Origin of the sequence: Halopenitus malekzadehii, assembly GCF_900108505.1 — an archaeon.
GTDB classification, from domain to species: domain Archaea; phylum Halobacteriota; class Halobacteria; order Halobacteriales; family Haloferacaceae; genus Halopenitus; species Halopenitus malekzadehii.
The window spans coordinates 1-15779 of sequence record NZ_FNWU01000029.1; the positions used below are offsets into that span (position 1 = coordinate 1).

At 65.7% G+C, this 15779-nt stretch carries 14 protein-coding genes and 1 tRNA gene; 8 read left to right on the forward strand and 7 right to left on the reverse strand.

All coding sequences use genetic code 11. The annotated features are described in order from the left end of the window. Positions 1-178, reverse strand: a 178-nt coding sequence (locus BLW38_RS16040) for a helix-turn-helix domain-containing protein (RefSeq protein WP_177167544.1), incomplete at its 3' end; no start/stop codon positions are given. Between the two features lie 316 nt (positions 179-494). Here BLW38_RS16040 and BLW38_RS15195 point away from each other — a divergent pair. After that, complete coding sequence (locus BLW38_RS15195) at positions 495-1163, forward strand: metal-dependent hydrolase (RefSeq protein ID WP_218143083.1); 669 nt, start codon at positions 495-497, stop codon at positions 1161-1163. A 43-nt stretch (positions 1164-1206) separates the two neighbouring features. Here BLW38_RS15195 and BLW38_RS15200 read toward each other — a convergent pair whose 3' ends face one another. After that, positions 1207-2973 carry a glutamate--tRNA ligase gene (locus BLW38_RS15200; protein ID WP_092818039.1) on the reverse strand — a complete coding sequence of 589 codons (1767 nt, stop codon included), beginning with the start codon at positions 2971-2973 and terminating at the stop codon, positions 1207-1209. A gap of 179 nt (positions 2974-3152) precedes the next feature. Between BLW38_RS15200 and BLW38_RS15205 the strand changes: the two genes are divergently transcribed. Beyond that, the gene (locus BLW38_RS15205; RefSeq protein WP_092818040.1) at positions 3153-3398 is read left to right on the forward strand and encodes a hypothetical protein; all 246 of its coding nucleotides are present in this window, start codon (positions 3153-3155) and stop codon (positions 3396-3398) included. A 59-nt stretch (positions 3399-3457) separates the two neighbouring features. Here the strand turns inward: BLW38_RS15205 and BLW38_RS15210 are convergent, their stop codons facing one another. Further along, positions 3458-4417, reverse strand: a complete 960-nt coding sequence (locus BLW38_RS15210) for a zinc-dependent metalloprotease (protein WP_092818041.1) — start codon at positions 4415-4417, stop codon at positions 3458-3460. Positions 4418-4587: 170 nt separating this feature from the next. Between BLW38_RS15210 and BLW38_RS15215 the strand changes: the two genes are divergently transcribed. From BLW38_RS15215 to BLW38_RS15225, 3 genes are all read left to right on the forward strand, one after another. After that, complete coding sequence (locus BLW38_RS15215; RefSeq protein WP_092818042.1) at positions 4588-5652, forward strand: M20/M25/M40 family metallo-hydrolase; 1065 nt, start codon at positions 4588-4590, stop codon at positions 5650-5652. Between the two features lie 135 nt (positions 5653-5787). After that, complete coding sequence (purF, locus tag BLW38_RS15220; protein WP_092818043.1) at positions 5788-7290, forward strand: amidophosphoribosyltransferase; 1503 nt, start codon at positions 5788-5790, stop codon at positions 7288-7290. 116 nt (positions 7291-7406) lie between these two features. Continuing rightward, positions 7407-8159, forward strand: a complete 753-nt coding sequence (locus tag BLW38_RS15225; protein WP_092818044.1) for a halocyanin domain-containing protein — start codon at positions 7407-7409, stop codon at positions 8157-8159. Between the two features lie 64 nt (positions 8160-8223). Here the strand turns inward: BLW38_RS15225 and BLW38_RS15230 are convergent, their stop codons facing one another. Then, entirely contained in the window at positions 8224-8784 is a 561-nt protein-coding gene (locus tag BLW38_RS15230; protein WP_092818045.1) for a DUF420 domain-containing protein, read from the reverse strand. 215 nt (positions 8785-8999) lie between these two features. On the opposite strand from BLW38_RS15230, the gene BLW38_RS15235 reads away from it, so the two are divergent. Together BLW38_RS15235 and BLW38_RS15240 are read left to right on the forward strand one after the other, a co-directional pair. Continuing rightward, positions 9000-9084, forward strand: a tRNA-Leu gene (locus BLW38_RS15235). Between the two features lie 163 nt (positions 9085-9247). Beyond that, positions 9248-9769, forward strand: a complete 522-nt coding sequence (locus tag BLW38_RS15240) for a helix-turn-helix domain-containing protein (RefSeq protein WP_092818046.1) — start codon at positions 9248-9250, stop codon at positions 9767-9769. Between the two features lie 6 nt (positions 9770-9775). Here the strand turns inward: BLW38_RS15240 and BLW38_RS15245 are convergent, their stop codons facing one another. Then, a complete protein-coding gene (locus tag BLW38_RS15245) occupies positions 9776-10678 on the reverse strand; it encodes an EamA family transporter (RefSeq protein ID WP_092818047.1) in 903 nt (300 codons plus the stop codon). Between the two features lie 95 nt (positions 10679-10773). Then, positions 10774-12933, reverse strand: a complete 2160-nt coding sequence (gene katG / locus BLW38_RS15250; RefSeq protein ID WP_092818048.1) for a catalase/peroxidase HPI — start codon at positions 12931-12933, stop codon at positions 10774-10776. A 177-nt stretch (positions 12934-13110) separates the two neighbouring features. On the opposite strand from katG, the gene BLW38_RS15255 reads away from it, so the two are divergent. Further along, a complete protein-coding gene (locus BLW38_RS15255; protein ID WP_092818049.1) occupies positions 13111-14430 on the forward strand; it encodes a phosphoribosylglycinamide synthetase C domain-containing protein in 1320 nt (439 codons plus the stop codon). A gap of 365 nt (positions 14431-14795) precedes the next feature. Here the strand turns inward: BLW38_RS15255 and BLW38_RS15260 are convergent. Beyond that, the coding region (locus tag BLW38_RS15260; protein ID WP_218143084.1) for a sensor histidine kinase at positions 14796-15779 on the reverse strand (984 nt) is incomplete at its 5' end.

Consider the following 15779-nt stretch of genomic DNA (forward strand, 5'->3'; position numbering starts at 1 on the left):
CTTTCCAGTCGGGCAGTCTGTAGTGGTGTTTGTACGCAGAGCCGATGTCGTCAGCATCGACGTTTTCGTACTCGTACAGGGTGTAGTTGTACGCTTGGCGATGAATGTCGATGTGATGTTCCAGTTCAGCCGCTCCCTTTTGTGTCGGGTATGCAGGGTAGCGGTGACTGTACTCCATCGCAGTCTTTCGGTTAGGGATGTTTCGGCTTAATGGTTTGTACTGTCGTGCGGCGATTCATCCCCTCCCTACTCGCTCACTGCGTTCGCTCGTTGAGGAAGGGGCATTCTCGCCTCAATTCTGGCGATTCATCCCCTCCCTACTCGCTCACTGCGTTCGCTCGTTGAGGAAGGGGCATTCTCGCCTCAATTCTGGTAAAAGCCTCGGGCCACCGCGCCCGTGGCCGTTCACGGCGATCGGTCGGGGACGTCTCCCCCGTGGACAGGGAAGCGCCGACAGGTTCATAGTCTTCTGTCGTCTCGATCAGGACGTAATGATGCAGACGACCCACGTGCTCGTCGGGATGGCGATCGCCGCACCGATCGCCGTGCAGTTCCCCGAGATCGCGGGGATCGTGCTGCTTGCGGGCCTCGTCGGCGGTGCGTTCCCCGACCTCGACCTTTATAAAGGACACCGACGGACGCTCCACTTTCCGGTGCTGTACGCCGCCGTCGCGCTCGCGATCGGCGTGGCCGCGACGGTCTCCCTCGGCGGGGTGGGTCCGGCTCCGACCGCGCGTGTGGGATTCGTCTCGCTTCCCGACGTGGTCGTGACGTCGACGCCAGCGCTCATCGCGCTCGCGGTCGGCTTCGCTGCCGCGGCAGCCCACTGCCTGATGGACGTCCTCGGCGGCGGCCTCGAGCTTCGGCCCTGGGAGGGTCGCGATGACCGGGCCGTCTACGACCACGTTCGTGGTCGGTGGATCGCCCCCAAGCGGTGGATCCGCTATGACGGATCACCCGAGGATCTCGCGATCGCGGCCGCCGCGGGGGTTCCGGTGCTGCTCGTCGCCGACGGCGTGTTCGAGATGCTGACGGTGGGTCTGCTCGGCGTCTCCGCGGTGTACGTGGCGGTTCGCCGGCGACTTCCCGCGATCGCGGCCGCACTCGCGGCTCACGTGCCCGCGTCGCTGCGAGGCGTCGTTCCGGAACGGTATTTCGAGTAGGGACGGAGAGTTTCGTCCGTCGATCAGGGGTGGGGATGGTAGTTCACGGGTGGGCGTAGTAGACGACCAGGTCCTCCTCGCCGATCGGGCCGTAGCCCGACGACGCGGGGTCGGGGTCGAACGCGTCGATTCGGACGAATCCGACACGTTCGAACTGGATCACGTCATCGATTTCCAGTTCCGCGACCCCCGGTTCGGCGTAGCCGACCACGTCGCCGTCGACCGTCCGCAGCATCGTCTCAAGGGATTCCTCGGCCGGGACCCAGTGCACGACCGGGACGTTCTCCTCGCGAACGGCCGTGATGTCGTCGTCGACGTACGCGAGGGTCTCGCCGTCCGCATCGTACCGGACACAGCCGTAGCCCTTTAGCCAGACACGGTCGCCGTCCGCGGGGAGATCGGACTCCTCGAGGAGGACGTCCGCTGCGGGGACGGTGCGCGTGCCGCGGTCCTCGTGGTCGGGATGGAGCGGCGGGTGGCCCGCGTCAGGGCCATTAGCCACCGTAAGCTCGACTGCGGGGTCGTCAGCGCGGTCGCGCACGAGGAAGTACCGGTTCGCCTCGCCGTCGATCAGCTCGCGGTTGTTCGCGTACACCGACGACATCGCCAGGTCGACGTCGGAGGTCGACATCCCGAGGTCGATCATCGCGTCGACGATCGCCTGCCCGCGGATCCCGCGGCGACGGAGCGACCGGATCGTCGGCGCACGGGGGTCGTCCCACCCGGTCAGCTCGCCGGACTCGATCAGCTCCTTGATCGTCGACGTCGAGATCTGAACATCGTACTCGTCGAGCTGGACGTGTCCCCAGTGGAGCACCTCGGGGTACTCCCAGTCGAAGTAGTCGTAGACGAACCGCTGGCGCTTCGCGGAGTCCTGCAGGTCGATCCCCCGGATGATGTGGGTGACGCCGGTCAGGTGGTCGTCGACGCCGGACTGGAAATCCAGCATCGGCCAGCAGCGGTACTCGGCGGCCTCTTCGCGGGGATGCGGCGTGTCGATCTGCCGGAAGGCCACCCAGTCGCGCAGCGCCGGGTTCTTGTGGTCGATGTCGGTCTTGACGCGCAGGACCATCTCCCCGGGATCATACTCGCCGGCGACCATCGCGTCGAACTCCTCGTGGACGGTTTCGACGTCCTTCCCGCGATGCGGGCAGGCCTCGGCGTTCGCCTTCAAGTCACTGAACTCGGCGGCCGGACACGAACAGGTGTAGGCGCCGCCCAGGTCGATCAGCTCGCGGGCGTGTTCGTAGTAGGTCTCCACCCGGTCGGAGGCCTTCAGGACGACGTCGGGTTCGAACCCGAGATACTCGATGTCCTCGAGGATCGCGTCGTAGGCGTCCAGATCGGGGCGCTTCGTCTCGGGATCGGTGTCGTCGAACCGGCAGATGAATCGACCGTCGTACCGCTCGGCGTAGGTTCCGATCACCGAAGGCATCCGGGCGTGACCCATATGCCATGGTCCGTTGGGGTTCGGGGCCGCCCGCATTACGACCTCGCCCTCCTCGGCGTTCGGAAGGTCCGGGAGCGCGTGGTCGTCGTCCTCGTCGTCGGCCTCGAGTTCGTCGAGGAGCTCGGGCGCGAGCGCCTCGAGCCGGTCGCGGCGCTCGGCGGCGTCCATCTCGGCCACCCGGTTCACGATCGGTGCGATGACGCCGGGGATCGCGTCGCCGTGGGGCCGGAAGTCGGGGTTCGATCCCATGAGCGGCCCCATGATGGCACCGACGTCGGGATCGCTGTCGTGTTTGAGCGCGTTGAACAGCGCGGCCTCCTCGGCGGCCGCCTCGACGCGCTCGCGGAGTTGGTCGTCCATACGGTACCGGTCGGCGGCCCGCTAAAAAAGCGACCCGGAACGGCGGCCGTCTCGACTGCTTCGATCGTTTCGGTCACTCCGAGCGGGGCGACGCCGTCGGTTCCGACATCGACCCACGACGTTCAAGCCCGTCCGCCCGTAACGGGACGTATGTCACCGGGACGGGAGGGACGCGACTGATGGTCGATCCGACGTCCGAGTCGGAACGCGACGCCGGCACCGGCTGGCTCAAGGCTCTGTTCGTACTCGTCGTCACCGCCTCCGCCGGCGGCGTGGCGATCGCGGGCGGTGCGACGACGACACAACTGCTCGCGGCGCTCGGGGGCGGCTTCCTCGTCTCGCTCGTGCTGTTGTGGTACGTGGTCAGAACGATCAGCGGCTTCACCCCATCTCGGCGCCGCGGTCGGGGCGGACGTCGTCGGTAGCTGGCGGAAGCGTCGGGACCAGGTACTGGGTCGCACCGTCGCGGATCGACCCGCGATCGTCAGGGGTTCACTCGCCGGATCCACGCCGCGGGGTCGTCGATCTCGGCGTCCGTCGGGAGCGCGGTCGGCTCGTCCCAGACGGCGGCGGCGGCCGCGACTCCGCGCTCGTCGGCGACGTGATCGAAGAACGCCACGCCACGTTCGTACTGTCGCCGTTTCAGCCCGAGTCCGAGAAGCTGCCGGAGAATCCGAGAGATCGGTCCGCCGCCCGACCGGCGGGCATCGAGCTTCCGGCGGAGGTCGTCCGTGGCGTCGTCGAAGGCCCGATCCATCAGCAGCTCGGCGTAGCCTTCCACGGCCGTCATCGCGGCGTCGAGCTCGCGGAACGCGTCCCGGTCCAGCTCGCCGGCGGCGATCGCGGCCACCCCGTCCTCCATCCGCGATTCGAGGTAGTCCGGCAGCCACGGCGCCGCGCCGAACTCGGCGGCGTGGGCGACCTCGTGGAACGCGATCCAGCGGCGAAACCGCGGGTAGGAGACGTCGAGTTCGTCGGCCACGCGCACCACGTTCGGATGGACGAAGTAGAGCCCGTGGTCGCCGTCCGGCTCGTCGGCCAGCAACAGCGGATCGTACTGGCCGAGCACGTTGCGGGCGAGAAACGCCAACAGCACCGACATCGTCCCGGTGTTCGCGATCCGAGACAGCTCCGGGAACGCCGGGGCGGCGTGTGACTCCACGGGCGCCATTACGGTCCGAAACGTCTCGACGTTGGCGTCGATCCAGTGGTGGCGGTTCTGTACCTCGACCGTCGGCGGCACGGCAAAGGAGATCCCGCCGACCGACCCGAGCCGGTCGCGAGCGTCCCGGACGTCGCTCGCGTAGCCCGCGCGGTCGGCCGGCGAGAGGTCGAGGGATCCTGGGTCGGTTCCCTCCTTGGCGGCCCTGCCGACCCGGTCCCAATCCACGACGCCGGTCCCGGAAGCCTCGGCGACCGTGCGGACGCTCCGAAGGAGGTTCATACCCGGGTTCGGGTCCGGGCGCCCAAAGCGCTTGTGTCGCCCCTGGCTGCCGAACCGTTTGCGTCGCCCCTGGCTGCCGAACCGTTTGCGTCGCCCCTGACTGCCGACCCGGTCCCGCGGTGGGTCGGTCGAGTCGTCGGTTTGATACGGCTCCCCGTCCAGCGACCGGTATGGACGAGCGCCGCCGCGATTTCCTCGAGACGCTGTTGAACACGCCGAGCCCGTCGGGCTTTGAGACCGATGGACAGCGTGTCTGGGTCGACTACGTCGAGACGTTCGCCGATGAGGTCCGAACCGACGCCTACGGGAACGCGGTTGCGGTCCACGAGGGGTCCGGTGAGGGCCCCGAGATCGCGGTGGCGGGCCACGCCGACGAGATCGGATTCATCGTCCGGGATATCCTGGATGACGGGTTCCTTCGGATCGCCTCCGTCGGCGGCGCCGACCGCACCGTCTCGAAGGGGCAACACGTCACCATCCACGCCGACGAACCGGTCCAGGGCGTGATCGGGCAGACGGCGATCCACCTGCGGGAGACGTCGAACGACGAGTACGAGGACGTCTCCGCACAGTTCGTCGACGTCGGGGCGGCCGACGATGAGGCGGCTCGCGACCTGGTCGAGATCGGCGATCCGGTCACCGTCTCGACCACGATCCGGGAGCTCGCCGGGGACCGGCTGGCCGCACGCGGGATGGACAATCGGGTCGGAACGTGGTGTGCGGCGGAGGCGCTGCGGCGGGCCGTCGCAGCTGACGTCGACACGACGGTGTATGCGGTCTCCACCGTGCAGGAGGAGGTCGGTCTCCAAGGGGCGAAGATGGTCGGCTACGACCTCGACCCGGACGCGTTCCTCGCGGTCGACGTCACCCACGCCACCGACACGCCCGACGTCTCGGCCAAGCGGCGTGGTCCGGTCGAACTCGGCGAGGGACCAGTGGTTACTCGCGGTAGCGCGAACCATCCAGTTCTCGTCGAACTCGCCCGATCGGCCGCGACCGACGAGGCGGACGTCGACGTCCAGCTCCAGGCTGCCGGGACCCGAACCGGAACCGACGCCGACGCCTTCTACACCTCCCGATCGGGCATCCCCTCGGTGACGGTGTCGATCCCGAACCGGTATATGCACACCCCCGTCGAGGTGGTCGACACGACCGACCTCGACGACGTCGCTGCTCTGCTCGCGGCGGTCGCCGATCGCGCGAGCGCGTATGACGACTTCCACGTGTCCCTGTGACGAGTGCGTGCCCTCGTATTAATTCACCAACATCGATCGTCATATATCCACGATCGAGGATCGTCTTCCTCGGTTGGTGGGGCCATCACGCCACAAACACGAGTCTTTTTACGAATCGATCCCGCACCGATCGGTATGGAACCCGGAGGGGACGGGATCGCCGCGGGCCCGCGCGAGAAGTGCGGGGTCGTCGGCGTCGCGCTCGAGGACCGACCGGCTGCACGACCGCTGTATTATGCGCTGTACGCGCTCCAACACCGCGGGCAGGAGTCTGCGGGGATCGTCACCCACGACGGCTTTCAACAGCACAGCCACGTCGAACGGGGGCTCGTGGGGGACGCCTTCGACCTCGACGACCTCGAGTCGCTCACCGGAACCACGGGGATCGGTCACGTGCGGTATCCGACCGCGGGCAGCCTCGATAAGAGCTGTGCCCAGCCCTTCTCGGTCTCGTTCAAGTCCGGATCGCTGGGCCTCTCACACAACGGCAACCTCGTCAACGCCGCCGAGATCCGCGACGACCTGGCCCACCAGGGACACGCGTTCACCTCCGACGGCGACACCGAGGTGATCGCCCACGACCTCGCGCGGAACCTCCTTGACGCCGACCTCGTCCGTGCGGTCAAACGGACGATGGAGCGGATCCACGGCTCCTACTCGCTGACGATCATGCACGACGACACCGTGCTCGGCGTTCGGGACCCGAAGGGGAACCGGCCGCTGTGTATCGGGAAGCTGGATGACGGCTACGTGCTCGCCTCCGAGTCGGCGGCGATCGACACCCTCGACGGCGAGCTGGTCCGCGACGTCCGTCCCGGCGAGTTGGTCGTCCTCGAGTCGGACGGGACCGGCTATGACACCTACCAGCTCGTCGAGGAGGACCACACCGGCCACTGTTTCTTCGAACACGTCTACTTCGCGCGCCCCGACTCGGTCATCGACGACGAACTCGTCTACGAGGTCCGTCGAACCCTCGGGCGAAAGCTCTGGGAGGAGGCCGGCGTGGAGACGGACGTCGTGATGCCCGTTCCCGACTCGGGCCGGGCGTTCGCCTCGGGGTACGCCGACGCCGCCGCCGAAACGACCGCCGACGGCGACCCGCGGCCGGAGGACGACGACGGAGTCGCCTTCGCGGAGGGACTGATGAAGAACCGCTACGTCGGCCGAACGTTCATTATGCCGACGCAGGACGAACGCGAGCGGGCGGTCCGTCTGAAGCTGAACCCGATCCGGTCGACCGTCGAGGGCAAGACCGTCACGATCATCGACGACTCCATCGTCCGGGGAACCACCTCGACCCAGCTCGTGGATCTGATGAAGGACGCCGGCGCCGAGGAGGTCCATATGCGGATCGGTGCGCCGCCGATCATCGCACCCTGTTATCTGGGCATCGATATGGCAACCCGCGATGAGCTCATCGCGGCCGATCGATCCACGGAGGAGATCCGCAAGGCGATCGACGCCGACTCCCTGTCGTACCTCTCCATCGACGCGATCGCAGAGACGCTCGGAGCGGGACACGAGGACCTCTGTCTGGGCTGTGTCACCGGCGAGTATCCCTTCGACGTCGAAGACGAGGCGACCGACCGCGACGTCGAACGACCGGCGATCGGCGAAACGCCGCCGGCCGACGACTGACGCCGGGCTTACGAACGCCGGACTTGTGGAGTTCCCAGCCGAATATGTTCGCCACCCCGTCTCAGACGTCGGGAACGACCGACGGGGTATTCCCTCTCAAACACGGATCTGAAGATATGTCACTAAGCGATTCACCACGGGAACCGATATCGGACGGCGGCGAGACGGCCATCGACCGGCGGGGGTTCTTCCGGCTCGGCGCGGGCGCCGCGGCGGCCACAGCGGGGCTCGCCGTCGGGACCGGGACGGCGGCGGCGAACTACGACGGCTGGCTCGAGGGCGTGAGCAACTACGAGGGAACCGCCGATCTGACGGGCCAGGACGAGGTGACGGTCTCGGTCGGCGCCGGCAACGGGCTGCTGTTCGACCCACCGGCGATCCTCGTCGATCCCGGCACCACGGTCGTCTGGGAGTGGACCGGCCAGGGCGGCCAGCACAACGTGTCGGAGGCCGACGGCGCGTTCGAGTCCGAGCTCATCCAGGAGGGCGGTCACACCTTCGAGCACACCTTCGAGAGTGAGGGCACGTTTCGGTATCAGTGTGACCCCCACGAGGCCGTCGGGATGAAGGGCGTCGTCGCCGTCGGCAGCACCGACGACGACCTCATCGATCCGTCCGGTGGCGACGGCGAGGGCGGCGATGGAAGCGGGGACGGCAGCGGCGACGGCGAAAGCGACGATGGCGGAAGCGGTGGGGGATCCGGTTCCGGTGACGGCGGAACCGGTGATGGATCCTCGGCGGACACGCCGGCGCCGGCGTCCGGAGGAGTCACCCTCTCCGGCGGCGACCTGCTCGCGATCGCCACCAGCTTCGGGTTCGTGGCGGTCCTGTTCGCGCTCGCGTTCGGCGACATCGACGCCGAGGAGTAGCACGGAACGACGACGCCGCATCCCGACGGTCCCGTCGGGGATCACCACCGACTCTCCCCGGTGGTTAGAACACGTGGTGCAACAGCAGGTAGACGCCGATGCCCATCGCGAACGAGACGATCCACAACGGGGCCGCGACCCGCCCGACGCGACGGTGTGCCGTTTCGGGGATCGCCGCGATCGGTCGCGTCAGCGCGGAGACCAACGCGTAACAGACGAGAGGGATACAGACGATCGCCAGCAGGATGTGGACCGCAAGGAACGGGAGATAGACGTATCGGTAGTACACCTCGGGGCCGGGAAACTCGGCGGTTCCGACGAGGATGAGCCGCCAGAGGTAACACACGAGAAACGTGGCGAACAGGGCGGTGGACAGCCCCATCAGGGTGCGGTGCCGACGGACGTCTCCGTTCCGTATCGCGCGCCAGCCGGCCGCGATCGTCACGATCGCCGCCACGGAGATGACGGCGTTGAGGTGGGTGAACGCCGACACGACTGCAGAACCGGGATCCGGCACGAACGACGCCGGGATCGCTCCGCTCACCGCGGCGAAGACGATCGTCAACGCGACAGCCGACAGCAGTCCCGCCACCGCCGGCACGTGGTCGCGAGCTCGAAGGGCCATACGCACGCCTACGGCGTCCCCGGTGAAAGGACCTCCCGTTCCGATCGGGGCTGCCTGTGGATCGTCGGGAGCGGTCGATCGGTTCCGGGAACGCCGATCCGAAACCGATCGCCTGCAGGGACGTCCGTGGCGTGGACCCGTCTCACGATGAACCGGAAAATCGACAGCCCTTTTACTATCCTTCCGATAGAAGGCAATGCGGAAAACACGCGAGCGCGTGGGTAGCCAAGCCAGGCCAACGGCGCAGCGTTGAGGGCGCTGTCCTGTAGAGGTCCGCCGGTTCAAATCCGGTCCCACGCATCGTACGGCGGCACACCCGCCACACCGATGCACGGTGTTGTCCCCTACGACAGCACCCACGCACAATCCTTCGACGGCAACACCCTGAGCGGTAGCGTCGTCGAGATCGTCGCGGCGACCGATTCCTCGTTTCTTTTAAACCCTTGCGACCGATACCCCGGGTATGGCCAAATACTCGACGGGGTCGTCACGCGGCGGCGGCGACGGCGACGCCTGCGAGCTCTGCGGACGAGAGACTGACGACCTCCGACAGGCGAAGGTCGCGGGTGCGACCCTGCTTGTCTGCTCGAACTGTCGACCCCACGACGATAGCGCCGATTCGGGATCGGGGAGCGGGTCGGGCGATGCCGGTCAGGATGGCGACTCTCCCAGCCGGTCACAGGAACTCGCACGCAAGCAAGCTGAGATGTACGACGCCGGCAAGGGCGATGCCAGCCACTGGGAACAACACGGCACTGATTACGAGGACGACCAACTCCCGTATCTCGTTTCCGGCTACGGCGCACGAGCCGAGCAGGCCCGCCAGGAGGCCGGATTGACGATCGAGGAGCTCTCCGAGGAGACCGGGCTTGCGGAGGACGACATCCTCGCCGTCGAGCAGGGGCGCGCCTCCCGCGCGAACGTGGGCGGATCGGTCATTCAGGCGCTCGAGAAGCGGCTGGACGTGACGCTCGTCGACGAGTAAGCCGACTCACCCCGACAGGGAGACGAGCGTGGCGCCGACCACGACCACGGCCGCCGCCAGGACGAGCCGGAACGTGACGCGTTCGACGCGCCGCGGCAGGAACGCCGCGGAGATGACGAGCACGACGAGCGGCGAGACCTGGAGGATCGGGATCACGATCACCACCGGCGCGGCCTCCAGCGCGGCGAAGTACGCGATCAGACCGGCCGAGCTCGAGAGCCCGGCCCAGACGTACCAGCGGCGGCCTTTGCCGTGTCGGGGGAGCGAGATCGCCCCGTCACGAACGCGTCGGACGCCGAGATAGCTGACGGCTGCCGCCGCGATCATCACCGAAAGGCCGACGGGGATCGGCGTGCCCGCGGTCAGTCCGACGCGGATCAACACCGGCTCGATCCCGATGAACGCCGCGGCTGCAAGCGGAAACAGTAGGGAAAGCCCGATCCCGCGAAGCGAGGTGTCGCCCCCGGCGTCCGCCGCGGTTAGCCAGGAGATGACCGCGATGCCAGAGACGATACACAAAATGCCGATGAGGTGTCTCGTGGTGATCGTCTCCCCGAGGAACCACACGGCCAGGCCGGTCGAGACCAGCGTCGACGCCGAGACGACGGGCGTCGTCCGGCTGGCGCCGATCGCCGTGATCGCCTCAAACATACAGAGACGCCCGAGCAGCAGCCCGGCGAGCCCGGCGGCCGCGAACGCGGCGGCGGCGACCGGCGTCAGACCGTAGTCGGGATAGTAGGCGACCGCCGAGAACGGGACGAGACAGACGACGTTCACCGCCAGCACGACCGCCAGCGTGTCGGCGACGGTCCCGGTCCGGGTCGCGACCCTGACGATCACGTTGTGAACGGCCCACAACACGGCCGCGAGCGCAGCAAAGAGCAGGCCCGCAAGCTGGAGGAGTTCCACGCGTGTTCGGCCCTGCGACGGGAGAAACAAAGAAACGATCGGTCGCGGAAGACGCGGCCGGTCACTCGAGGAGTGCCCCTATGCGGGGGTCGTCGTTACTCCAGGTCGAACCGGTCGAGCTGCATGACCGTGCTCCAGGCGGCGACGAAGTCCTCGACGAGCTTCTCCTCGCCGTCCGCGGCTCCGTAGACGTCCGCGACGGCACGGAGTCGGGAGTTCGAGCCGAAGATGAGGTCCAGGCGGGTGGCCTCCCACACAACGTCACCGGTCTCGCGGTCGCGGATTTCGAAGACGTACCCGTCCTCGTCGACGGGCACCCACTCGAAGTCCATATCGAGCAGGTTCACGAAGAAGTCGTTGGTCAACGCGCCCGGCCGATCGGTGAGGACGCCGCGGTCAGAACCGTCGTACGTCGCGCCCAGGGCGCGCATCCCGCCGACGAGCGCCGTTAGCTCGGGCACCGACAGGTTCAACAACTCCGCCTTGTCCACCATTCGTTCCTCGGGCGAGTCGTACAGGTCGTCGTAGTCGCCCTCGCCGAGGTAGTTCCGGACGGCGTCGACCTTCGGTTCGAGCACCTCGAAGGACTCGACGTCGGTCTGCTCCTGGGTGGCGTCCGTGCGGCCCGGTTCGAACGGGACCTCGACGTCGTAGCCGGCCTCGGCCGCCGCCTGCTCGATCGCCGCGTTGCCGCCGAGGACGATCAGGTCGGCAAGCGAGACGCGCACGTCGTCCGATCGCGACTCGTTGAACGCCGCCTGAACGTCCTCGAGGGTTTCGAGGACCGTTTCGAGCTCCGCGGGCTCGTTGACCTCCCAGCTCCGCTGGGGTTCGAGCCGGATCCGGGCGCCGTTCGCGCCACCGCGCTTGTCGCTATCGCGGTAGGTCGACGCCGCCGCCCACGCGGTCTTCGCGAGCTGCTGGGTGGAGAGCCCCGAGTCGAGGACGTCCTCCTTGAGCTCGGCGGCCTCCGCGTCGCCGATCAGGTCGTAGTCGGCGTCCGGAACGGGATCCTGCCAGATCATCGTCTCCTCGGGAACCTCCGGGCCGAGGAACCGTTCCGGCGGGCCCATATCGCGGTGGATGAGCTTGTACCACGCCTTCGCGAACGCCTTCTGGAACTCGTCGGGGTTCTCCTGGAACCGCTTCAGGATCTCCCGGTAGTCGTCGTCGTGTTTCAGTGCGACGTCGGTCGTCAGCATCATCGGCTGTTCCGTCTTCGACGAGTCCTGCGCGCCCGGGGCGTGCTCGATCTCGTCCGCCTCGACGGGGTGCCACTGCCAGGCGCCGCCGGGCCCCTTGACCGAGGTCCAGTCGTGTCCCAGCAGGTTGTCGATGTAGCCCATATCCCACTGGATCGGCGCGTCGGTCCACGGCCCCTCGATGCCGCTCGTGATCATCCCGCCGATGTCGTCGAAGTCGTGCTTCCAGCCGAGTCCCTGCTCCTCGATGGGTGCTGCCTCGGGCTCTGGACCCTGGTGCTCTTCGGGGCTGTCGGCTCCGTGAACCTTGCCGAAGGTGTGGCCGCCGGCGATGAGCGCGACCGTCTCCTCGTCGTTCATCGCCATCCGGTCGAACTCCTCACGAATGTTCTTCGCGGAGCCCTCGACGTCCGGCTCGCCGTTCGGGCCCTCAGGGTTCACGTAGATGAGCCCCATCACGGTGTTCGCAAGCGGATCCTTGAGGTTGCCGGCCTCACCCTCCTTGTAGCGCTCGGGGGAGGTGGTTTCCCATTCCGTCTCGGGACCCCACTCGACCGCCTCGTTCGATTTGAACTCGTCCACACGGCCGCCGGCGAAGCCGTAGGTCTCGAAGCCCATCGACTCGAGAGCAACGTTGCCGGCGAGGACGATCAGGTCGCCCCACGAGAGCTTGCGGCCGTACTTCTGTTTGACCGGCTGGAGCAGCCGCCGAGCCTTGTCGAGGTTGATGTTGTCCGGCCAGCTGCTCTCCGGCGGGAGTCGCTGCAGGCCGCCGGCCGCCCCGGCGCGACCGTCCAGGGTCCGGTACGTCCCGGCGCTGTGCCACGCCATCCGGATGAAAAGCGGCCCGTAGTGGCCGTAATCGGCCGGCCACCACTCCTTGGAGGTCGTCATTACGTCCTCGATGTCCGCCTTCACCGCATCGAGGTCGAGCGTCCGGAATTCCTCGGCGTACTCGAAGTCCTCATCATACGGACTGCCACCGTAGACGTTGTCGTCGAGAATATCCAGTCGTAGCAGGTTCGGCCACCAGTCCTCATTGGACCAGGTCATATACAAAAACTGATTGGGTGGTTAGCCCCTTAACTCTGTCCACCTCCCCGGCCCGGACGACGATCGACGGGCACCGTGTGGGTGCGATATCTCCCTATTGGGCGTCCATCGCGGCCGAATATGCCGACCACCTCGCCCGGGGCAGGCTTCAAGTCGCTGCTAGGTGATGGCCAAGCTATGGTATCCGAACGGTTCCTGTTCGTCTCGGCGGACGCGGCGCTCATCACCGATCTCGCCTGGCAGGTTCATCGCGAGGGTCACGACGTAAAGTACTACATCGAGTCCGAAAGCGATCGGGAGATCGGCGACGGCTTCGTGCCGAAAACCGACGACTGGCGCGACGAGGTCGAGTGGGCCGACGTCATCATCTTCGACGACATCTGGGTCGGGTCGGACGTCGGCACGGGCCAACTCGCCGCGGAGCTCCGCGAGGAGGGCCACGCCGTCGTCGGTGGGACCCCGAACACCGATCGGCTCGAGGAGGACCGGGGATACGCGATGGACGTCCTCGAAGAACACGGCGTAAACACCGTCGAGCACCACGTGTTTCACGACTTCGATGCCGGCATCCAACACGTCCAGGAACATCCTGCCCCGTACGTGATCAAGCCGCTCGGAGAGGTTCAAAACGTCAAGCGTCTCCTGTACGTCGGTAACGAGGACGACGGAAGCGACGTCGTCGACGTCCTGCGAGCCTACAAGAAGGCGTGGGGCCACCGGATGAAGGGCTTCCAGCTCCAGCGAAAGGTCGAGGGCGTCGAGATCGCCATCTGCGGGTTTTTCAACGGCGATCGGTTCATCGACCAGGTCAACTTCAACTTCGAGCACAAGAAGCTGTTCCCCGGCAACATCGGTCCCTCGACCGGCGAGATGGGGACGTCGATGTTCTGGGCCGGACAGAACAAACTGTTCAAAGAGACGTTCAGCAAACTCGAAGACTGGCTCGCCAACGAAGGGTACGTCGGGAGCATCGACATCAACTGCATCGTCAATGAGACCGGGATATATCCGCTGGAGTTCACTCCGCGGTTCGGCTACCCGACGATCGCCCTCCAGGAGGAATCCATCGAGTCCTCGACGGGCGAGTTCTTCCACGATCTCGCACACGGGACCGACCCCGAACTGGAGGTGCACAACGGCTACCAGATCGGCGTGCGGATCGTCCTCCCGCCGTTCCCGTTCGACGACGAGCAGACGTACGACGAGAACTCCCGAAACGCCGCCGTGGTCTTCGAGACGGAAAGCCGGGACGGGATCCATCTCGAGGACGCGAAGAAGGTCGATGGCCAATGGCGCGCGGCCGGCGATAACGGGATGCCGATCGTGGTGACGGGCACGGGTGACACGATGCAGGCCGCCCGTGAGCAGGCGTACGACCGCATCGACGACATCGTGATGCCGAACATGTACTACCGGGACGACATCGGCGAGCGCTGGACGAGCGGCGAGGGCGACCGGCTGCAAGCGTGGGGCTATCTCGGTCCCGGCGATCCGTAGCCGTCACATGTCCGGATGTGTCGATCACCGTCTGGATGCCGGTCCGTGGATGTCGAATGCCACTCCCTCCCGGCGGTTGATCGGGTTCATCCCCGTCTCCAGTACCCGTCCGTGACGTCGAACGGATCGCGTCCGAAATCGGCGACGGGTGTGACGATCGGGTGGTCGTGGATCGCGTTACGACGGCGGACGGACCGGGATCCGGACTGCAAGAACAATTAGAGATCGGATGGGAAATGAAACGGCGTGAGAACGATCCGAACGCCCGGTTGCGTTCCGGAACCGTTCTTACTCTGAGCCGAACATCTGGCGCATCATACGTCTAACGGGGCCCTATTTGGTACCCAACAAACTTCGATCAGAGTTCACTCTACTTTGGGCAGTTCCACAACGAAGACTGAGCCGTTAGGATCGTTATCCTTCACCCATACGTTGCCCCCGAATTGTTGGGTTAAGAGATGTACGAGATACAACCCAATCCCAGATCCGGGGCTGTCTAATCCTTTTTCCCCCTTCCCGAAGATCTGGTCTTTCTGGTTATCGGGGATACCAGGCCCATTATCGGCAATCCGAACACGAACTGTGTCTGAATCCTCTTCACAACTAATCGTGACTTCAGGAGTCTCTTTGTCGTTGTGTCGAACCGCATTTTCGAGGATATTCCGGAAGACCGAGGAGAGCATCTCGTTTGCCAGTACTGATACGTCGCAGAGTTCACCCGATACCTGAAAGTGAGCATCCGGGAACGAATCACGTACTGCGGCAAGTTCCGCACCCAGAAGCGGCTGTAGTTCGATTGGTTCCAATTCAGCATCCGCATCCTCTGAGAGTGACTCAACGAAGTCACGAGCAACCTCAGTGAACTGAATCACGTGCCGGGACTTCTGTAAGACTCGCTCTAAGGCTTCTTCTCCATCTTCATCGACATGGTCTTCCAGGATTTCGGCCCATCCCAGAATCACCGCCATATCGTTCCGGATGTCATGCCGAACCACGCGATTCAAGGCTTCAAGCTGTTCGGTTTTCTCTTCGAGCCATTTCCGATACGACTCACGTTCGGTCACATCGGTAACTGTCACCAACTGGCCCGTCGTCACCTCACCAGCTAAGAACGGCGTGCTTGACACATCATAATATCGTGTCTCGTCATTCTGCGTAATCGCCAGCACGTCTTGCTTCGTGAGATGATCCGCAAGTGCTGTATTCACAGCAGTTAGAGGTTTGCCAAACGATTCCTCAAGCCCCGGAAAGAGTCTCAGTACTTCACAAAGCCGGTTAGTTAGAACGTCTGCTTGCTGAGGATGTGCACTCCAACAAGCAAGCAGACGGTGAGATTCACGAGGACCAAC